We start from the raw sequence: 18525 nt of genomic DNA, 5'->3' as shown, positions 1-18525 counted from the left end.
CTCAGTTCCCTTCGGGGGCGCCGGCGAGGAGGTCGCCGACGCGGGTGGCGATGAGCGCGAGCGAGATCGCGCCGGGGTCGGGGGTGCCCACGGCGTGCGCGCCGTGGGTGCGGGCGCGCCCGAGGCGGGGCATCAGCTCGGCGGTCTCGGCCGCGGCGCGGGCGGCGTCGTCGGCGGCCGTGCGCCACGCGTCGGCGAGCGGAAGGCCGTCGGCGACCGCGGATTGCAGCGCGAGGGAGAACGGGATGAGCGCGTCGACGAGGGTCTTGTCGCCGCGCTCCGCCTTGCCCTGCACCTGCACGCCGCGCAGTCCGTCGGCGACGCCGTCCGCGACGGCCGCCGCGGACGGGCGGCCCTCGTCACCCAGCCGGGCCGCGACGGCGTTCAGGATGACGCCCCAGAGCGCCCCCGACGTGCCGCCGGCGCGGTCGGCCCAGGCATCGGCCGCGCGCGCGAGCACGGTGCGGGCGCCCGCACCGGCGTCCGCGGCCGCGGCGCCCGCCGCGAGGGCGGCGTGCGAGCCGCGCTGCATGCCGATGCCGTGGTCGCCGTCGCCCGCGACGGCGTCGATGCGGCCGAGCTCGTCGACGTTCTCGTCGATCGCGCGGACGATCTCCTCCAGCGCGCCGCGCACGGTGCGCGCGACATCCTGCGATGCGGCGTCGCCGCGGAGGATCGGCGCGGACGTGCCCGGCCCGGACGGAGCGGGGGTCGCCGGCGCGGCGTCGGGTGCCGCGAGGCCCGCAGCCGCGGGGAGCGTCGTCACGGCCGGGAGGGCTCCGCGGCGGTACGCGGGCGCGTCGACGGGGGCGCCCCAGAGTCGTTCGAGCTCGTCGTCGAGCCAGAACAGCGTGAGCGAGCCCCCTGCCATGTCGAACGACGTGCAGTACTCGCCCACGTGCGGGTCGACGATCACGATCCCCGCGGCCTCGAGCAGCTGCGCGATGCGGCGGTAGACGACGAAGAGCTCCTCGTGCGTGAGCGAGCCGAGGCCGTTCAGGATGGGCACGACGCGCGCTCCGGCGGCCGTCACGTCCTCCGGCAGCTCGGCCAGCAGCCTGTCGACGAGCAGCGCCGCGAGCTCGTCGGCCGTGGGGATGGCGGTCTCGTCGATGCCCGGTTCTCCGTGGATGCCGAGCCCCACGGCCATCCGGCCTGCGGGCACCGAGAACAGCGGCGAGGGAGCGCCCGGAAGGGCGCATCCGCTGAATGCGACGCCGATCGACCGGGTGCGGTCGTTCGCGCGCGCCGCGACGGCGGCGACGGAGGCGAGGTCGTATCCCGCCTCGGCCGCGGCGGCGGCCGTGCGGAACACCGTCAGATCGCCCGCGATGCCCCGCCGTCTGCGCCTCTCGCCGGGCGGCGCGCTGAAGATGTCGTCGGTCACCGCGACGGTCGCCGTGTCGATGCCGTCGCCGCGCAGGCGCTCCTGCGCGGCGTCGAAGTTCAGCACGTCGCCGGCGTAGTTGCCGTAGGTGAAGAACACGCCGGCGCCGCGGTCGGCTGCGCGGGCCACGGCGTGGATCTGCTGCGCCGACGGCGAGGCGAAGAGGTTGCCGAGGGCGGCGCCGTGCGCGAGCCCCCGGCCGACGAGGCCGGCGAACGCGGGGTAGTGCCCTGAGCCGCCGCCGATGACGACCGCGACCTGCCCGTCCGGCGCGCCCGTGGCGCGGACGATGCCGCCCGGCACGCGCCGCACATGCGCGCCGTTGGCGGCGACGAAGCCGTCGATCATCTCATCCGCGAAGTCAGCGGGATCGTTCCACAAGCGCGTCATCGCGTCGGGTCTCCTCGAGGTCGGGTCGAATTCGTGTCCATTGTGACGAACCGGTTGACCAATTGCAAGTGCGGGAACGCGGTTCCCCCGATAGGTTGGACGTCATGCCCGCCTATCCCGGAGACCGCTCGGACGAGATCGTCGCGGCGCTCGGCGCCCTCCCGTCCGGGACGCCGGTCTCCGAGGTCGCGCGCCGGCTCATGGATCTCTTCACGAGCGGCTCCATCGAGCCGGGGACCCGGCTGCCCCCCGAGCGGCAGCTCGCGGCATCCCTCGGCGTCGGCCGCTCGGCCGTGCGCGAGGCGCTCGCGGCCCTGGAGATCCTCGGCATCGTCGACGTCCGCCCCGGCTCCGGCACCTACCTGCGCGGCGAGGCGAGCGAGCTGCTGCCGCAGACGCTGCGCTGGGGGCTGCTCATCGGCGAGCGCAACACGGTGCAGCTGCTCGAGCTCCGCGCGGGCCTCGAGATCTACGTCGCGCGCCTCGCGGCGGGGCGCATGGACGCCGACGGACGCCGGCGCCTCGCGGAGTGCACGACGCGGATGGCCGACGGCCTCGACGACCTGGCGGCCTTCGCCCGCGCGGACCGCGACTTCCACCAGGTGCTCGCCGAGGCGGCCGACAACGCCGTGCTCGTCGACACGCTCCATGTCGTGCGCTCGCTGCTGCAGGTGTACGCCGACCGCGCGGTCCACGACACCGACGCCGCCGAGGTCGCCCTCCGCGAGCACGAGGCCGTGCTCGCGGCGGTGCAGGCGGGCGACGAGGACGCCGCGGCATCGACGATGGCGGTGCACATGGCGACGGCGGGGGAGCGCCTCCGCGCCGAGGTGCCCTGACGCCCTGACCGGTTCCCGTTCTCGCCCAACGGATATCCGCTTGCCGAGCGCCCATCGGATCGCCCGATAGTGGGAGTGCTCTCGGCAAGCGGATGTGCTTTCGCCGACCGGCGCGTCCCGCCGGACGCGCTCCTCAGGCCTCCCAGACGAGGGAGAGCGGCAGGTCCGCGACCGAGGCACCGGCGCGCAGGGTGTACGCACCCGGCTCGACGCGCCACCCGCCGTCCCAGTGGGCGAGCCGGCGTTCGGGGAGGTCGACGCGCGCCGTGACGGTCTCACCCGGTTCGGCGCGGACGACCGCGAACCCGACCAGCCAGCGCACGGGACGCTCGATCGCCGAATCCGCCCGCTCGGCGTACACCTGCACGACCTGCTTGCCCGCCCGGCCGCCCGTGTTCGCGAGCGTCACCTCGAGCACATCCCCGTCGCGCGCCGCCGCACCCCACGACCACGAGGTGTAGCCGAGCCCGTGGCCGAACGGGAAGTGCGGCTCCGCGCCCGCGCGCAGCCATGCGCGGTAGCCGACGTGGACGCCCTCGCGATAGGCGAGGCGTCCGTCCGTCGGCGTGACATCGACGACGGGCGCGTCCGCGAGCGTCCGCGGCCAGGTCGTGGGCAGGCGGCCGCCCGGCTCGGCGGCGCCGGTGAGGATGTCGCCGATCGCCGATCCGAACTCCTGGCCACCGAAATAGCCCAGCAGCACCGCGGGCGCCTCGTCGGCCCACGGCAGCTCGACGGGCGCGCCCGCGTTGACGACGACGATCGTGCGGGGGTTCGCCGCGAGCACGGCGCGAACGAGCTCGTCCTGCCGACCCGGCAGGGCGAGCGAGGTGCGGTCGTACCCCTCCGACTCGACCTTCGCGTTGGTTCCCACGACGACGACAGCCGCGTCGGCGGCGCGCGCCGCCGCGACGGCTTCGTCGATGAGCGCATCGGGATCGCCGTCGTCGGGCGCGAGGCCGAACGTGACGCTGAGCGCCCCCTCGAGGGCGCCGCGCGCGATGTCGATCTCGACGCGGAGGTCCCGCGGCTCGCCGCGCTCGACCGCCACTCCGACGGTCGACGAGGGCGGGTTGAGGAACGCCGCGCCCAGATCGGCGCCCGCGACGACGGGGGAGTCCTCGAGGACGAGCTCGCCGTCCACGAACACGCGCCCGCGGTTGGCGCCGGCGAAGCCCAGCAGCACCTCTCCGCTCCCGGAGGGCGTCCACACCGTCGAGAGCTCGAGCGTCGCCGCCGCGGACACCGGCGCATCCCCGCCGAACCAGACGAGCGCGGTCGACCGGCGGTCCTCGGCGAACAGCTCAGCGCCGTCGGCGTCGCGGAATACGACACGGATGCCGGGGGCGCCCGTCACGGGGTTCGCGATCGTGTCGAGGGGGAGCTCGGCGACGCCCTCCTGCACGACGGCGCCGAGCGCGAACCGCACGTCGGCGTCGGGGAACGCCGCTCGGATGCCCTCGAGCGGGTTCACCACCCGCTCAGGCAGCACGGTCGCGCTGCCGCCGCCCTGCGTGCGCGCGTCGCGCGCGTTCTGGCCGACCACCGCGATCGAGCGAACCTCGACGAGCGGCAGCACGCCGTCGTTGCGCAGCAGCACGGAGCCCTCGACCGCGGCCTCGCGGGCGAACGCCGGGCCGTCCACGGGCGCGGTGCCGGCCGGCTGGGCGCCGCCCAGGGCGCCGACGCGCTCGGCGAGCAGCAGGAGCCGGAGCACCTTGCGGTCGAGATCCGCCTCGGCCACGCGTCCGTCGCGGACGGCCTCGACGAGGTCGGCCCAGGCCGGCGCGGGGCCGGGCATGGCGAGGTCCTGCGCGGCGGCGACGGCGTCGAGGCTGCGCACGGCCGTCCAGTCGCTCACGACGACGCCGTCGAAGCCCCATTCGCTGTTGAGCGGCGTCTCGAGCAGGGCGTTCTCGGTCATCGTGACGCCGTCGACCGAGTTGTACGCGCTCATGAGAGCCCACGCGCCGGCGCCGACGGCCCGCTCGAAGGGGGCGAGGTAGAGCTCGCGCAGGGCGCGGTCGGACACCACGACGTCCACCGTGAACCGGTCGGTCTCGGAGTCGTTGGCGACGTAGTGCTTGGGCGTCGCGGCCACCCCGCCCTCCTGCAGTCCGCGCACGTACTCCTCCGCGAGCGCGCCCGTGAGCTCCGGGTCCTCGCTGAGGCACTCGAAGTGGCGGCCTCCGAGAGGGGAGCGGTGCAGGTTGATGGTGGGGCCGAGCACGACGTCGACGCCCTTCCGACGCGCCTCCGCCGCCGCCGCGGCACCGTAGCGCCGTGCGAGCCCGATGTCCCACGACGCTCCGAGCGCAGAGCCCGACGGCAGGTTGAGCGAGGGCTCCCGCTCGTCCCAGCGGGGCCCGCGCACGCCGGCCGGTCCGTCGGAGAGGGTCATGGCGCGCAGCCCGATGGAGGGCAGGGGGACGGTCGTCCAGAAGTCGGCGCCCTGCACGAGCGCGGCCTTCTCCTCGAGCGTGAGCCGGTCGAGGAGCGGACGGAGGTGATCGGTCATCGTGCGGAGCTCTCTGCGGCGATGAGGGCGCGGCGCTCGGCGCGGCGCTCCTCCTGGCGGTCGGGGTCGGGGACGGGCGCCGCCATGAACAGGCGCTGAGTGTAGGGGTGCTCCGGCGCCGAGGTCACCTGGTCGCCGTCGCCGTCCTCGACGATCTCGCCGTGGTACATGACCGCGACGCGGTGGCTGATGTGCCGGACGACCGCGAGATCGTGCGTGACGAAGAGGTACGCGACGCCCGTCTGCTCCTGGATCTCGATGAAGAGGTCGAGCACGCGCGCCTGCGTCGACAGGTCGAGCGCCGACACGGGCTCGTCGCAGACGATGAGGCGGGGGGAGAGCGCGAGCGCACGCGCGATCGCGATGCGCTGGCGCTGGCCGCCGGAGAACTCGCGAGGCAGGCGCGATCGCGCGTCGGACGGGAGGCCGACCTGGTCGAGAAGGTCGCGCACCCGCTTCCTCGCCTCCGCGGCCGGCACGCCCTGGATCCCGAGCGGCTCCGCGAGGATCTGCTCGATCGTCATGGACGGGTTGAGGGATGAGTACGGATCCTGGAAGACGACCTGGATCTCGGTCGCGAGCGCGCGCCGCTCCGCCCGGCCGAGGTGCGAGATGTCGCGTCCGTCGTAGACGATCGACCCCTCCGTGACGGGCGCGAGCCCGAGCACGGCGCGCCCGAGCGTCGTCTTGCCCGATCCCGACTCGCCGACGAGCCCCACGCACTCGCCGGGGCGGATGTCGAGCGACACCCCCTTGAGCGCCCGGAACGGGGTGCCGCGCAGTCCCTTGCCTGGGTACTCCACGACGAGGTCCTTCACCTCGAGCAGCGGGGCTTCCGTCGTCGTCGCGCTCATCGCGCACCTCCTGCGGTGGTCTGGAGCGGCCCGCGGGCGGGACCCTCGTCGAGGATCGCGCCGAGCAGCGCCTTCGTGTACGGATGCTGCGCGTCGCGGAAGATGGCGCGCACGGGCCCCTGCTCGACGAACCGTCCGTCCTGCATGACCGACACGCGGTCGCACAGGTCGGCGACGACGCCGAAGTTGTGGGTGACGAGGAGCATCGCCACGTGCCGCTCCGCCTGCAGGTCGCGCAGCAGGTCGAGGACCTCCGCCTGCACCGTGACGTCGAGCGCGGTCGTCGGCTCGTCGGCGATGATGAGCTCGGGGCCGGTCGACACGGCGCCGGCGATGAGGACGCGCTGGGCCATCCCGCCCGACACCTGGAACGGGTACGCCGCGAACGTCCTCCTCGGGTCGGGGATCCCGACCCGCTCGAGCAGCGCGAGAGCCTTCTCCGTCGCGTCCTTCGCGCTCATCCCGAGGCCCGTGCGGAGCGGCTCGACGAGCTGGGACCCGATCGTGAACGACGGGTCGAGGTTCGACATCGGCTCCTGCGGGATGTAGCCGATCCGCTTGCCCCGGATGCCCGCGTACGCGCGCTCGTCGGCGTCGGCCAGTTGCGCTCCGTCGAACGAGATCGTCCCCGCCGTCACGCGCCCGCCGCGGGGGAGGAGACCCAGCACCGAGAATGCCGTCTGGGTCTTGCCCGAGCCGGACTCGCCGATGAGGCCGTGCACCTCCCCCTTGCGGACGTCGAGCGAGACGCCGTGGACGACCTCGATCGTCGAGCCGTCGGCCTGGTCGTACCCGACCCGCAGGTCGCGCACGCTCAGCAGCACGTCCTGCGTGCGCAGGGCGGAGCGGGCGTCCTCCTCGTGCACGATGACGGGGAACTCGTCGAAGACGGGCACCTCGTCGAGGTCGACGGGGGCATCGCCGCCGCCCATCGCGAACGACGTCGTCACGGCGGCGACCGACCCGGTCGCACCCGAGACCGCGCGACGGCGCTTCCGGCGGACCGTCACGGTGCGCTCGAGTTCGTCGCGCATGGCGTTCGCGAGCAGCGTCAGCGCGATGCAGACGAGCGCGATCGCGAGCGACGGCCACAGCATGAGCACGGGCTGGTTGTAGATCTTCGTGAACGCGTCGTTGAGCATCGACCCCCAGGTCGGCACCGAGAGGTCGCCGAGCCCGAGGAACTCCAGGCCCGACTGGATGGCGATCGCGATGCCCGCGATGACGGCCGACTGGATGAGGATGGGGGCGCGCACGACGCCGAGGATGTGGCGCCCGATGATGCGGGTGTCGCCGAGCCCCGAGACGCGGGCCGCGTCGACGTACAGCTCTCCGCGCACCGATGTCACGCTCGCGTAGACCAGCCGGAAGAACGCCGGCGACATGAGCACGCCGAACACGAGCATCGCGATCCAGACGCTGGGACCGAGCACCGAGCGGGCGGCGAGGAGCACGACGATGCCGGGCATCGCCATGACGAGCGACGTGACCCACGACGAGACGGCGTCGAACCATCCCTGGTAGTAGCCGGCGATGAGCCCCGACGCGACGCCGATCACGAGGGCCGTCACGAGGGCGACGAGCGCCGAGGCGACCGAGATCTGCGTCGCGGCGAGGAGGCGCGAGAGCACGTCGCGCCCTGCCGAGTCGGTGCCGAGCAGATGCTCGGCGCCGGGGGGCTGGAGGATCGCCGAGATGTCGGAGTACCCCGGGTCCTGCGGGGCGAGGATCGGCCCGAGGGCGGCGACGACGGCGACGACGGCGAGGACGACGAGGGAGGCCACGGCGAGCGGGCGGCGGAGCAGCCGCCGCAGGAGCGCGGGCTGGGGGCGGGCGGTCATGACAGTCGCACCTTCGGGTTGAGGGCAGCCTGCGCGAGGTCGATCGCGAGGTTGACGATGACGACGATGATGGCGGTGACGACGACGATCCCCATGACGACGGGGATGTCGCCCTGCGTGGTCGCCTGCACGGCGAGCTGGCCGATGCCGGGGAGCGCGAACACCTGCTCGACGACGACGGCGCCGCCCAGCATGCCGATGAACTGCACGGCGAGGACGGCGAGCGCCGGCCCTGCCGCGTTGCGGAGCACGTGACGGTACACCACGCGCCCTTCCGGGAGGCCGCGGCTGCGCAGCGTGCGCACGTAGTCGCGGCTCAGGGCGTCGAGCACGGACCCGCGGATCTGCTGCGCGACCGTCGCGATCGCGCCGATCGCGAGCGCGACGACGGGGAGCGTGACGGAGGCGAGCCATCCCCCGAACGACGCCGCGATCGGGGTGTACCCGGTCGCCCGGAACCATCCCAGGTTGATCGCGAACACGAGCACGAGGCCGAGCGCGATGAGGAATCCGGGGATGGCGAAGCCGATGACGGAGAGGAACTGCACGAGTCCGTCGATCCATCCGCCGCGCCGCGCCGCCAGCACGCCGAGGACGACGGAGAGCACCGCCGCGATGAGCGTGGAGCCGATGACGATCGACAGGGTGACGGGCAGGCGCGTCTCCATGCTCACGGTCACGAACTGGCTGCTGAACCACGAGCGACCGAGATCGCCCGTGATCGCGTGCGTGAACCAGTCCCAGAACTGGGCGATGAGGGGGCGGTCGAGGCCGAGCTCGGCGGCCTTGGCGGCGACGGTCTCGGCCGTCGCGCTCTGTCCGAGGATGCGGCGGGCGATGTCGCCGCCTCCGAGGTAGAGAAGCGTGAACGCGACGATCGAGATCACGACGAGCATGACGACGCCGGAGAGCAGGCGTCGGGCGATGAAAGCGGGCATCTTCGCTCCTGGGGGAAGCCGGGACCGCCCTCGCGGGCGGCCCCGGCGATGATCACTCGGCCGGCGTGATGTCGAAGATCGACGGGTAGGCGTTGGTCGGGTTCATCTCGACCGTCGTGCCGGGGGCCGAGGCCATGGAGCCCTCGACGCGGTAGAACGGGGCGAACCACGCCTGCTCCACGATGTAGCGGTTGAGCTCTGCGGCCGCCTCGGCCTGCTGCGCCTCGTCGCCGAACTGGATGCGCTCGATGATCGCGTCCGCGGTCTCATCCTCGTAGTGGTAGGGGTTGAAGATCGCGGTGGGCGAGATCATGAACTGGATGAGCTGCCAGTCGGGGTTCTGCTCGAGCGCCATGAAGGACGCGGGGAACTTCGGGGCGAGCAGGTCGGCGATGAAGTTGTTGCCGGGATCGGTGTACTCGACCGTGATGCCGATCTCGGCGAGCTGCTGGTCGATGAGGGAGTACGTCGATGCGCCCAGGAGCGCCGAGCTCGGCATGGAGATCGTGAAGCCGTCGGAGTAGCCCGCCTCGTCCATGAGCTCCTGCGCCTTCTCGACGTCGTACGTGTAGTACTCGTCGAGCGACTCGTCGTAGGCGGCGCTGGACGCAGGGAACACCTGCGTCGTCACGGTGCCGTGGCCCTTCTGCAGCGCCTCCAGCATGGCGTCGCGGTCGATGGCGTAGTTGATCGCCTGGCGCACGCGCACGTCGGCGAGCGGCTCGCTCACGGTGCCGGCGCGGTCGAGGAGGAGCAGGCCCTGGAAGTCGAGCTCGTTGGCGGCGACCGTCCAGCCGGCGGCCTCGACCTCGGCGAGGTTGTCGTTCGTGGAGAGACGGACGGCGTCGGCCTCGTTCGCCTTGATGGCGTTGAGGGCGGCCGTCGGGTCCTGGAAGACGTTGATCGTGAGCGCGTCGTAGTACTGGACGTCGGGGTTCCAGTAGTCGGGGTTGGCGGTGTAGACGTAGCTCGTGCCCGTGACGGTCGCCGCCGTGTCGAGGATGTACGGACCCGAGCCGACGGGCGCCGTCGTGAGGTCGCCCGAGGCGATCGCCTCGCTCGAGGCGACGAGGCCGGGGTCGCGCGTGAGGTAGTCGAGGAACGCGGGGTTGGGGGCGTTCAGGGTGATGACGACGGTGGTGTCGTCGGAGGCCTCGAACGATGCGACGTCGGCGAAGTAGCTCGCGTCGGGCGAGGTGCCGTCCTTGAACCGCTGCAGGTTCTCGACGACGACGTCGGCCGTGAGGGCGCTGTCGTCGGTGAAGGTCACGTCGTCGCGGAGGGTCAGGGTGAGGACGGTGTTGTCGTCGTTGTAGGCCCAGTCCGTGGCGAGCCAGGGCTGGATCTCGCCCTCCGTGTCGGCGTACAGGAGCGTGTCGAACACGGCCTGGTAGTAGGGGGCGCGGTTGCCCCATTCGGCGCCCGCAGGGTCGAGCGTCGTGGGCGCGGTGATCGCCCCGAGCGTGAGGCTGGTGTCGCCTCCGCCGGTGCCGCCGCCCGTGCTCCCGCCGGAGCAGGCGGTGAGGGCGAGTGCGGAGACGGCGAGGGTGGCTGCTGCGGCCTTCCAACGGATCATCCTTGGTCCTTCGGGTAAGGGCGACCCGCCATCGGGCCGCTTCTGCCGAGTACGCTAGCGTCAAATGCGAGGGAGCGCTAGGTTTTACACGAGATCAGTTCACCGGTTGACCAAAATGTGATGTTTTCCGTTGCGAGGACGCGGCGGCTAGCGTGGAGTGAGCATGTCGACGAAGACCCAGACCACAGAACCCCGCAGGCCGCGCCGACGCGGGCCGTACGCCAAGACGGCCGCCGTGCGCACGGCCATCCTCGATGCGGCGCTCGACGTGTTCGCGGAGTCGGGCTACCGCTCCGGATCGCTGCGCGAGGTCGCCGACCGCGTCGGGATGAGCGAGGCGGGCGTCCTTCACCACTTCCCGTCGAAGAGCGCGCTGCTCGCCGACGTGCTCGACCGCCGCGACGTCCGCGCCCTCGAGGTCGTGCCGTTCGACCAGGAGGACGGGGAGGCGACCCTGCGGGGGCTCGTGCGGCTCGCGGAGTACAACGCGACCATTCCGGGGATCGTGAAGCTCTTCGCCGTGCTGTCGACCGAGGCGACCTCGCCGGACCATCCCGCGCACGGGTACTTCATCGCGCGGTACGCCCGCACGCGCGGCAACCTGCGGCACGCGTTCGCCTCGCTCGCCGCGCAGGGGCGGCTGGCCGACGGCGTCTCGCCCGAGCGCGCCGCGATCGCGACGATCGCCATGATGGACGGCCTGCAGGTGCAGTGGCTCCTCGAGCCGGGCATCCTCGACATGGCGGCCCAGCTGCGCCGCTTCTTCCAGGGGTTCGTCGACATCGACTTCTGAGGACGTTCCCCGTCTCCTCGTCCAACGGCTATCCCCTTGCCGAGAGGGCACCCGATTGGGCGTTTTCGGGTGTGCTCTCGTCCAACGGGTATCCGTTCGCCGCGGGATCGCGGTCGCGAGTGGGCACCGGGGCGCGGGTCAGCGCGGAGGGGTGCTGGCGCGCACGAGCACCTCGAGCGCGACCGGCTCTCCGGGCGTCCACTCCGCGTCGACCGAGGCCCGCAGCGCCTGCGCACCGAGCTCCTCGAGCGGCAGGCGGACGGTCGTGAGCCCCGGCGTCACGTCGCGCCCCGTCGCGATGTCGTCGAATCCGGCGACCGCGATGTCCGCACCGGGGGTGCGGCCGGCGTCGCGCACGGCGGAGAGCGCGCCGATGGCCACGACATCGCTGATGCCGAAGACGAGGGTTCCGGGAGCGAGCGCGTCGGTGAGGAGCGCGCTCGCGGCCGCGTAGCCGGCGTCGCGCGAGATCTCCCCGCGGACGACGCGGGGCGCCGATCCGCCGCCCGTGGCGAAGCCCGCCGTGAATCCGGCGAGGCGGTCGTCCGACGTCCGCAGCCCCTCGGGCCCCGCGAGCACGACGGCGTCGCGGTACCCGAGAGCGGCCACGCGCTCGCCCAGGGCACGCGCCCCCGCCTCGTTTTCGTAGGCGACGACGCGCGAGCCCGACAGCCCGGCGCCGAGCGTCACGACGCGCCCGCCCGTCGCCTGGACGGCGGCGATCTCGGCCGTGAGGGGGGTGGAGTCGACCGAGGCGTCGCGCGACGCCGCGAGGATGATGCCGCGCGGACGCTGGCCGCGGAGGGCGCGGACGAGGGCGACCTCGCGTCGCGGATCGCGCTCGGTCATGGCGATCGTGACGATGAGGCCGGCGTCGGCCGCAGCCTGCGCGACGCCCGACGCGATCTGCCCGAAGTAGGGATCGGCGATGTCGGCGACGATGAGGGCGACGGCGGCCGACGTACCACGGGCGATCGCCTGCGCAGACAGGTTCGCCGTGTAGCCGAGTCGGTCGGCCGCGGCCTGCACGCGCTCCGCGTAGGCCTCGGCGACCTTGCGGGTCGAGCCGTTGAGCACGCGGGATGCCGTCGCGAGCGAGACGCCCGCCTCGCGCGCGACGTCGTGGAGCGTGGGCGCCCCGCTCGCGCGCGTGGTCGTGTCGGTCATCCGGTGAGCCTATCGCGGAAGCGGTTCCCGGTCGCGGAGGCCGGCGGGGACATCCCCGCGACCGGGAAGGGGTCAGGCGAGGTGGGGAGCGACGGCGCGGGCGAATCCGTCGATCGTGCGGCGCACGGCCTCGGCGGGTGCCGTGTCCCAGATCGCCTGGTTGAGCAGCTCGACCTCGATGTCGCCGTCGTATCCCGTCGCCTCGACGGCGCGGGTCATCGGACCGAAGTCGATCATCCCGTCACCCGGATAGTGGCGCGAGAGCAGGTTGTCGGCCTCGAGCGGCGTCTTCCAGTCGCAGACCTGGTAGGTCGCGATGCGCCCCTCGCGCCCCGCGCGCTCGATGTGCGCGAGCACGTCCGGGTCCCACCACAGGTGGAACGTGTCGACCGTGACCCCGACCACGGCGGGATCGAAGTCGGCGGCGATGTCGAGAGCCTGCGGCAGCGTCGAGAGCACCGAGCGGTCGGAGGCGTACATGGGATGCAGCGGCTCGAGCGCGAGCGTGACGCCGGCCGTCTGCGCGTCGGGGGCGAGCTCGGCGACGGCGTCGCGCACGCGCTCCCGCGCGCCGACGAGGTCGCGCGACCCCTCGGGGAGGCCGCCCACGACGAGCACGAGCACGGCGCGCGACCCCGCAGCTCCCGCGGCGGCCAGCGTCGCGGTCTCCTCGATGGCCCGGCGGTTGTCGTCGATGGCCGCGCGGCGGGCCGCACCCTCGGCGACGGTGAACCATCCGCCGCGGCAGTGCGTGGAGTACCGCAGCCCCGAATCCCGGATGATCTTCGCGGACTCGGCGAGGCCCGCGTCCTGCACCTGCTCCCGCCACAGTCCGATCGCGCCGATGCCGGCATCCTGCACGACCCGCACGGCCTCGGCCACGGTCGTGTACTTGATCGTCGCCTGGTTGATCGACAGGCGCGGATGGGCGGACGGGGTGGGCACCGTGCTCATGCGCGGACTCCGTTCAGTCGCAGGTAGTCGCTCCACCGTTGCGCCGCGAGAGCGGGCTGCTCGAGGGCGTTCGAGGCGTTCGCGAGCTCGACGATGCGCGAGAGGTGCGGGATGCTGCGGGCGGAGTGGAGACCGCCGACCATCTGGAATCCGGCCTGGTGGCCGTTGAGCCAGGAGAGGAACGCGACGCCCGTCTTGTAGTAGTACGTGGGGGCGGCGAACACCTGCCGGCTGAGCTCCTCCGTGGGGCCGAGGATGCGCAGGTACTCGTCGGGACGCCCCGCGTCGAGAGCCTGGATGGCCGCCGATGCGACGGGCGTGATCGCCGCGAACGCGCCGAGCAGAGCATCGGAGTGCGTCCGCGTCGTTCCGGGCGTCTGCGCCGGCTGCGTCGCATCCGGCACGTCGGCGCCGCCGATGAGGCCGACGTAGTTGAAGTCGTCGCCCGTGTACATGCGCACGCCCTCGGGCAGCCGCTCGCGCACAGAGACCTCGGACTCCGCGTCCAGCAGGCTCATCTTGAGGCCGGCGACCTTGCCCGGGTTCTCCTCGATGATGCGGATGAGCGTGTTCGACGCGGTCTGCCAGTCGTCGGCTCCGAAGTAGCCGGCGAGCTCGGGGTCGAACGCGGTGCCGAGCCAGTGCAGCACGACGGGCACGGTCGCCGACTGCAGCACGGCGCCGTAGACGCGCAGGTAGTCGGTCGCGCTCGTCGCGACGCGGGCGAGGTGGCGCGACGCCATGAGCACGGGACCCGCGCCCTGCTCCTCCGTGAAGTGCAGCTGCTCCTTGTAGGCGTCGATCACCTCGTCGAGCGTGATCGTGTGCTCGTCGACGTGGTCGGTGTTGACGCCGACGGCGACCGAGCCGCCCTCCTCCCGGGCGACCTCGGCGCTGCGGCGGATGAGCTCGCGCACGGCGGCGGCGTCGAGCCCCATGTTCCGCTGCGCCGTGTCCATGGCGTCGGCGACGCCGAGACCCCAGGAGTACACGGCACGGCGGAAGCCGAGCGTGGCGTCCCAGTCGATCTGCGCGGGCTGCCCCGGGGTGTTGTCTCCCCAGAGCACGGGCACGACGTGCGCGGCCGCGTACGCGACGCGGCTGCGCAGGGCGCCCTCGGGCTTCGTGTAGACGCCGGCGTCGTTGAGGGGCGCGCGTGCGAGCGCGCCGTCGGCGCCGACGAGGGTGAAGTGATCGCTCATCGTCGTCAGTCCAGCGCGAGCGCGGGGAGGACGACCTTGGCACCCGTCTTGGACGACTCCAGGCCCGCCTCGGCGAGCAGCACGCCGCGCGCGCCGGCGAGGAGGTCGAACGCGTAGTCGGTGCCCTCGACGTACGAGACGAGGTACTCCTCCCACTGCTGGCGGAAGCCGTTCAGGAAGACGTCGTTGGTCGGCACCTTCTGCCAGTCGCCGTCGTAGTCGTGCGTGTCCTCGAGGTCGGGGTTCCAGACCGGCTTGGGCGTCGCGTTGCGGGGCTGGATCTTCGCGCCGAAGAGGCCGACGACGGCCGAGCCGTGGGTGCCGTCGACGTGGAACTCGACGAGCTCGTCGCGGTTGACGCGCGTCGTCCAGCTCGAGTTGATCTGGGCGACGATGCCGCCGTCGAGCTCGAAGATGCCGTAGGCGGCGTCCTCGGCCGTGGCGTCGTAGCGCTCGCCCTTCTCGTCCCAGCGGTCGGCGATGTGGATGGACGCCTGCGAGTACACGCTCTTGACCTCGCCGAAGAGGTTCTCGAGCACGTAGTTCCAGTGCGGGAACATGTCGACGATGATGCCGCCGCCGTCCTCTGCGCGGTAGTTCCAGCTGGGGCGCTGCGCGGGCTGCCAGTCGCCCTCGAACACCCAGTAGCCGAACTCGCCGCGCACCGAGAGGATGCGGCCGAAGAAGCCGGAGTCGATGAGCCGCTTGAGCTTCTGGAGACCGGGCAGGTAGAGCTTGTCGTGCACGACGCCCGTCTTGACTCCGGCCGCGGCGGCGAGCCGGGCGAGCTCGAGGGCCTCCTCGACCGACTCGGCCGTGGGCTTCTCGGTGTAGATGGCCTTGCCCGCGGCGATGGCCTTGCGGAGGGCCGTGGCGCGCGCCTTCGTCACGAGGAAGTCGGCGTAGATCTCCCACTGCGGATCGGCGAGCGCCGCGTCGAGGTCCGTCGTGTAGTCGGCGATGCCGTGCTGCGCCGCGATCTCGGCGAGCTTCGCCTCGCTGCGGCCGACGAGCAGCGGGCGCACCGTGACCTTCGATCCGTCGGGCAGCTCCACGCCGCCCGCGTCGCGGATCGCGAGGATCGAGCGCACGAGGTGCTGACGGTAGCCCATGCGTCCGGAGACGCCGTTCATGATGATGCCGATCTCGCGGACGGCGGGGGTCGCGGTGCTCACGATGTGCTTCCTTGCTCTCGTCGGGCCGTTCAGGCCGGATGGGTAAACGCTTTCCAGCGGCTTTCACCGAGTGTGGCATACGGGGAGGGGGAGCGCAACCTCGAGGGAAGGCGTTTTCCCGCGCCCCGGGAGTCAGATCTCCGCGGCGGCGAGCACGCGGGCAGGGGAGAGGAGGAACACCGGCTCCTGCGGCGCCAGCCGGATGGTCAAGGCCGGCTCGCCCGTGCGCAGATCCGTCCCCGATGCGGAGACCTCGACCTCTGCTCCGCCGTGGTTGATGATCGTCACGAGGTCGCCGCGGCGCGCGACCTCGACGCCGTCGGGGAGGCCGTCGACGACGGGGCGCACGCGCGCCTCGTCGAGCACGAGCCCTGCCACGAGGTCCAGCCCCGCTTCGTCGGGCATCGTCGCGAGGTACCACGCCGATCCGGTGCCGTGCGCGCGGCGGGTGAGGGCGGGCCGGCCCGTCGACGGCCCCGACGTGAACGTCGCCGCCACCTCGGCGTCGTCGGCGAACAGCGCCTCCGCGAAGAACGTGCCGACCGCGTCGCCCGAGCCGTCCGCGAGAGCGAAGCGCGCCTCTCGCACGTCGGCGTCGACCCACGTCTCCGGGCCGGCGCCGTGGGACCCCTCTTCGCCTGCGCGCTCGGCGATGCGGTCGAGCGAGGGGGGTACCAGGGCGCGGAAGTCCTCGAGCGCGACGCCGAGGACGGGGCCGAGCTGGGTGAGGAAGCCGTCGGCGCGGAACCGGTCGTTCTCGTCGACGACGTCGGTGAAGGGGCCGGCGAGCAGCACGCCGCCCTCGGCCGCGAAGCGTCGGAGCGCGTCTGCTCCCTCATCCCGTAGCAGGTAGAGGAACGGCGCGATCGCGAGGCGGTAGCGCCCGTCGACATCCTCGGGCTTGACGATGTCGACCATGATGCCGCGGCGGTGCAGCGTGCCGTACCACTCGCGCACGAGGGCGAGGTAGTCGAGGCGGTTGGGGTGGTCGGAGTACTCGACCGCCCACCAGTTCTCCCAGTCGAACACGAGCGCCACGGGCGAGTCGTCTCCCGGCGCCGGGAGCTCGGGCAGGGCGGCGAGCTGGGCGCCGAGCGCCGTCGCCTCGCGCCACGTGCGCGAGCGGGTGCCGGCATGCGGGAGCATCGCGGAGTGGAACTTCTCGGAGCCGGCTCGCGACTGGCGCCACTGGAAGAAGAAGATGCCGTCGGCGCCGCGCCCGATCGACTGCGCCGTCTCCGCGGCGAGCTGCCCGTCGCGCTTGGACGGGTTCGAGGGGCGCCAGTTGACGGCGTCGGTGGCCTGCTCCATGAGCAGCCAGGGGGCGCCGCGCTTGAGCGAGCGCACGAGGTCGCGCTGGAACGCGGTGTTGCGCACGCGGTGCGGGTCGAGGGGGTCGGGGTAGCAGTCGTCGGTGATGACGTCGATGTGCGGCGCCCAGGTCGTGTAGTCGGCGGGCTTGAACGGCCCCATCATGTTCGTGGAGACCGGCTGCGTCGCCCCGGCGGCGCGGATGATGTCGCGCTCCATGAGGTAGCACTCGAGCCACATGTCCGACATGAAGCGGTGGTAGTCGAGCACCTGCGAGGGGTTGCGGCTGTACGGCGCCTTGCGGGGAGGCATGACCTCGTCCCATGCGCCGTAGCGCTGCGCCCAGAAGTCGGTGCCCCACGCCGCGTTGAGCGCCGCGATCGAGCCGTACCGGTTCTGCAGCCAGGTGCGGAACGCGTCGCGCGCGCTGTCGGAGTACTCCACGGGGAGGTGGCAGCCGAACTCGTTGCCGACGTGCCACATGACGATCGCGGGATGGTCGGCGTAGCGCTCCGCGAGGCGGCGCACGAGCTCGCCGGCGAGTCGACGGTACGTCGGCGACGCGGGCGAGTGGTGCTGGCGCGAACCGTGCCAGTACGGGGCGCCGTTCTCGTCGGCCGCGAGGATGTCGGGGTGCGCGACGCTCGCCCACGGCGGCGGCGAGGCCGTGGCGGTGGCGAGGTTCACACCGATGCCGCCCGCGTGGAGCTTGCCGATGACGGTGTCGAGCCACGCGAAGTCCCACACGTCGGGCGCGGGCTGAAGGCGCGACCACGCGAAGATCCCGAGGCTCACGGTCGTGACACCGGCCTCCTGCATGCGCAGCACGTCGTCGTCCCACACGTGCTCCGGCCACTGGTCGGGGTTGTAGTCGGCGCCGTAGAGCATGGTCCTCGTGATCTGTGTCGGAAGCGGATGGCCGTCGTCAGCGACGACGGCGCGGGCGCACGGGCACCGCGACGGCCGCGAGGGCCGCGCACCCGAGCGCGGGGAGGAGGAGGGGAGGGAACATCCACGTCGCGATGCCGACGAAGCATGCGGCCGCGACGAGGTAGAGGGCGCCCGGCACGTCGCGCGCGACGGCGCCGGGCAGAGAGCGGATGGCCGTGGCCCATCCGGTCTCGGGGGTCCACGTCCCGCAGACGTGGAGGAGCGCTCCGGCGAGAAGGGCGGCGAGCACCCAGCCGAAGGCGCCGATGGCGGCCCCGCCGGGGAGGTCGCCCGATCCCGCGAGCACGATGTCGAGGGCGAGCACGCCCGCGATGAGCGTCGAGGCGAGCCCGACGACGGCGCCGGCGGGCAGCGCGCGGAGGTAGTCGGCCCAGAACTGCTTCAGGGTCGACCGCTCCGCGCGCACGTACCGGCGCAGGTGCCGGCTGCCGGCCGCGAGCGCGGCCGGCAGCGTGAGGACGAGGAGACCGCCGGCGACGACGAGCACGCCCGTCAGCAGCACCTCGCCGAAGAGGCCGAACGCGCCCACGGCACCCGGGTTGCGGGCAGGCTCGTCGCGCGTCGGGCCGGAGCCCGACGCCGCGGCACGTGCCGCGGCCCTGTGCGCGCTGCGTTCTGCCTTCGCCATG

The 18525-nt window shown here is 72.8% G+C and carries 14 protein-coding genes; 2 read left to right on the top strand and 12 right to left on the bottom strand.

What is annotated here, in order from left to right; all coding sequences use genetic code 11:
- Position 1: 1 nt before the first annotated feature.
- Positions 2 to 1777 carry a dihydroxyacetone kinase family protein gene (locus tag ABD998_RS05235; RefSeq protein ID WP_345436632.1) on the bottom strand — a complete coding sequence of 592 codons (1776 nt, stop codon included), beginning with the start codon at positions 1775 to 1777 and terminating at the stop codon, positions 2 to 4.
- Between the two features lie 104 nt (positions 1778 to 1881).
- On the opposite strand from ABD998_RS05235, the gene ABD998_RS05230 reads away from it, so the two are divergent.
- A complete protein-coding gene (locus ABD998_RS05230; RefSeq protein ID WP_345436630.1) occupies positions 1882 to 2616 on the top strand; it encodes a FadR/GntR family transcriptional regulator in 735 nt (244 codons plus the stop codon).
- A gap of 133 nt (positions 2617 to 2749) precedes the next feature.
- On the opposite strand, the gene ABD998_RS05225 is transcribed toward ABD998_RS05230, so the two are convergent.
- Genes ABD998_RS05225 through ABD998_RS05205 form a run of 5 tightly spaced genes read right to left on the bottom strand, consistent with a single transcriptional unit; the run spans position 2750 to position 10343 of the window.
- Positions 2750 to 5134 carry a beta-glucosidase family protein gene (locus tag ABD998_RS05225; RefSeq protein ID WP_345436628.1) on the bottom strand — a complete coding sequence of 795 codons (2385 nt, stop codon included), beginning with the start codon at positions 5132 to 5134 and terminating at the stop codon, positions 2750 to 2752.
- A complete protein-coding gene (locus tag ABD998_RS05220) occupies positions 5131 to 5988 on the bottom strand; it encodes an ATP-binding cassette domain-containing protein (RefSeq protein WP_345436626.1) in 858 nt (285 codons plus the stop codon). Before ABD998_RS05220 ends, ABD998_RS05225 begins: the two co-directional genes overlap by 4 nt.
- Entirely contained in the window at positions 5985 to 7829 is a 1845-nt protein-coding gene (locus ABD998_RS05215) for a dipeptide/oligopeptide/nickel ABC transporter permease/ATP-binding protein (RefSeq protein WP_345436624.1), read from the bottom strand. Before ABD998_RS05215 ends, ABD998_RS05220 begins: the two co-directional genes overlap by 4 nt.
- Positions 7826 to 8767, bottom strand: a complete 942-nt coding sequence (locus tag ABD998_RS05210; RefSeq protein WP_345436622.1) for an ABC transporter permease — start codon at positions 8765 to 8767, stop codon at positions 7826 to 7828. The genes ABD998_RS05215 and ABD998_RS05210 overlap by 4 nt, the downstream gene beginning before the upstream one ends.
- 52 nt (positions 8768 to 8819) lie before the next feature.
- Positions 8820 to 10343: an ABC transporter substrate-binding protein gene (locus tag ABD998_RS05205; RefSeq protein WP_345436620.1), complete on the bottom strand. Its 1524-nt coding sequence runs from the start codon at positions 10341 to 10343 to the stop codon at positions 8820 to 8822.
- Positions 10344 to 10506: 163 nt separating this feature from the next.
- Between ABD998_RS05205 and ABD998_RS05200 the strand changes: the two genes are divergently transcribed.
- Positions 10507 to 11136, top strand: coding sequence for a TetR/AcrR family transcriptional regulator (locus tag ABD998_RS05200; RefSeq protein ID WP_345436618.1), 630 nt, complete (start codon positions 10507 to 10509; stop codon positions 11134 to 11136).
- 138 nt (positions 11137 to 11274) lie between these two features.
- Here ABD998_RS05200 and ABD998_RS05195 read toward each other — a convergent pair whose 3' ends face one another.
- The 6 genes from ABD998_RS05195 to ABD998_RS05170 all read right to left on the bottom strand — a co-directional run bounded on the left by ABD998_RS05195 (position 11275) and on the right by ABD998_RS05170 (position 18524).
- A complete protein-coding gene (locus ABD998_RS05195) occupies positions 11275 to 12303 on the bottom strand; it encodes a LacI family DNA-binding transcriptional regulator (RefSeq protein ID WP_345436616.1) in 1029 nt (342 codons plus the stop codon).
- A 72-nt stretch (positions 12304 to 12375) separates the two neighbouring features.
- Positions 12376 to 13257 (bottom strand): sugar phosphate isomerase/epimerase family protein, encoded by an 882-nt coding sequence (locus ABD998_RS05190; RefSeq protein ID WP_345436613.1) that lies wholly within the window; start codon positions 13255 to 13257, stop codon positions 12376 to 12378.
- Complete coding sequence (locus tag ABD998_RS05185; protein WP_345436611.1) at positions 13254 to 14459, bottom strand: dihydrodipicolinate synthase family protein; 1206 nt, start codon at positions 14457 to 14459, stop codon at positions 13254 to 13256. Before ABD998_RS05185 ends, ABD998_RS05190 begins: the two co-directional genes overlap by 4 nt.
- Before the next feature lie 5 nt (positions 14460 to 14464).
- Positions 14465 to 15592, bottom strand: coding sequence for a Gfo/Idh/MocA family protein (locus tag ABD998_RS05180; RefSeq protein WP_345436938.1), 1128 nt, complete (start codon positions 15590 to 15592; stop codon positions 14465 to 14467).
- 174 nt (positions 15593 to 15766) lie between these two features.
- Positions 15767 to 17833 carry a beta-galactosidase gene (locus ABD998_RS05175; RefSeq protein WP_345436609.1) on the bottom strand — a complete coding sequence of 689 codons (2067 nt, stop codon included), beginning with the start codon at positions 17831 to 17833 and terminating at the stop codon, positions 15767 to 15769.
- Positions 17834 to 17870: 37 nt separating this feature from the next.
- Positions 17871 to 18524 (bottom strand): hypothetical protein, encoded by a 654-nt coding sequence (locus ABD998_RS05170; protein WP_345436607.1) that lies wholly within the window; start codon positions 18522 to 18524, stop codon positions 17871 to 17873.
- Between the last annotated feature and the right edge of the window lies 1 nt (position 18525).

This window comes from Microbacterium gilvum (genome assembly GCF_039543865.1).
Lineage (GTDB): Bacteria > Actinomycetota > Actinomycetes > Actinomycetales > Microbacteriaceae > Microbacterium > Microbacterium gilvum.
The sequence above is the reverse complement of the archived record's forward strand: the minus strand, read 5'-3'. Positions and strand labels throughout refer to the sequence as shown.

Coding starts and splice junctions, on each gene's coding strand:
- ABD998_RS05230 (WP_345436630.1), top strand. CDS start 1,882: ATGCCCGCCTATCCCGGAGACCGCTCGGACGAGATCGTCGCGGCGCTC.
- ABD998_RS05175 (WP_345436609.1), bottom strand. CDS start 17,833: ATGCTCTACGGCGCCGACTACAACCCCGACCAGTGGCCGGAGCACGTG.
- ABD998_RS05190 (WP_345436613.1), bottom strand. CDS start 13,257: ATGAGCACGGTGCCCACCCCGTCCGCCCATCCGCGCCTGTCGATCAAC.
- ABD998_RS05235 (WP_345436632.1), bottom strand. CDS start 1,777: ATGACGCGCTTGTGGAACGATCCCGCTGACTTCGCGGATGAGATGATC.
- ABD998_RS05205 (WP_345436620.1), bottom strand. CDS start 10,343: ATGATCCGTTGGAAGGCCGCAGCAGCCACCCTCGCCGTCTCCGCACTC.
- ABD998_RS05225 (WP_345436628.1), bottom strand. CDS start 5,134: ATGACCGATCACCTCCGTCCGCTCCTCGACCGGCTCACGCTCGAGGAG.
- ABD998_RS05180 (WP_345436938.1), bottom strand. CDS start 15,592: ATGAACGGCGTCTCCGGACGCATGGGCTACCGTCAGCACCTCGTGCGC.
- ABD998_RS05210 (WP_345436622.1), bottom strand. CDS start 8,767: ATGCCCGCTTTCATCGCCCGACGCCTGCTCTCCGGCGTCGTCATGCTC.
- ABD998_RS05185 (WP_345436611.1), bottom strand. CDS start 14,459: ATGAGCGATCACTTCACCCTCGTCGGCGCCGACGGCGCGCTCGCACGC.
- ABD998_RS05220 (WP_345436626.1), bottom strand. CDS start 5,988: ATGAGCGCGACGACGACGGAAGCCCCGCTGCTCGAGGTGAAGGACCTC.
- ABD998_RS05215 (WP_345436624.1), bottom strand. CDS start 7,829: ATGACCGCCCGCCCCCAGCCCGCGCTCCTGCGGCGGCTGCTCCGCCGC.
- ABD998_RS05195 (WP_345436616.1), bottom strand. CDS start 12,303: ATGACCGACACGACCACGCGCGCGAGCGGGGCGCCCACGCTCCACGAC.
- ABD998_RS05200 (WP_345436618.1), top strand. CDS start 10,507: ATGTCGACGAAGACCCAGACCACAGAACCCCGCAGGCCGCGCCGACGC.
- ABD998_RS05170 (WP_345436607.1), bottom strand. CDS start 18,524: ATGGCGAAGGCAGAACGCAGCGCGCACAGGGCCGCGGCACGTGCCGCG.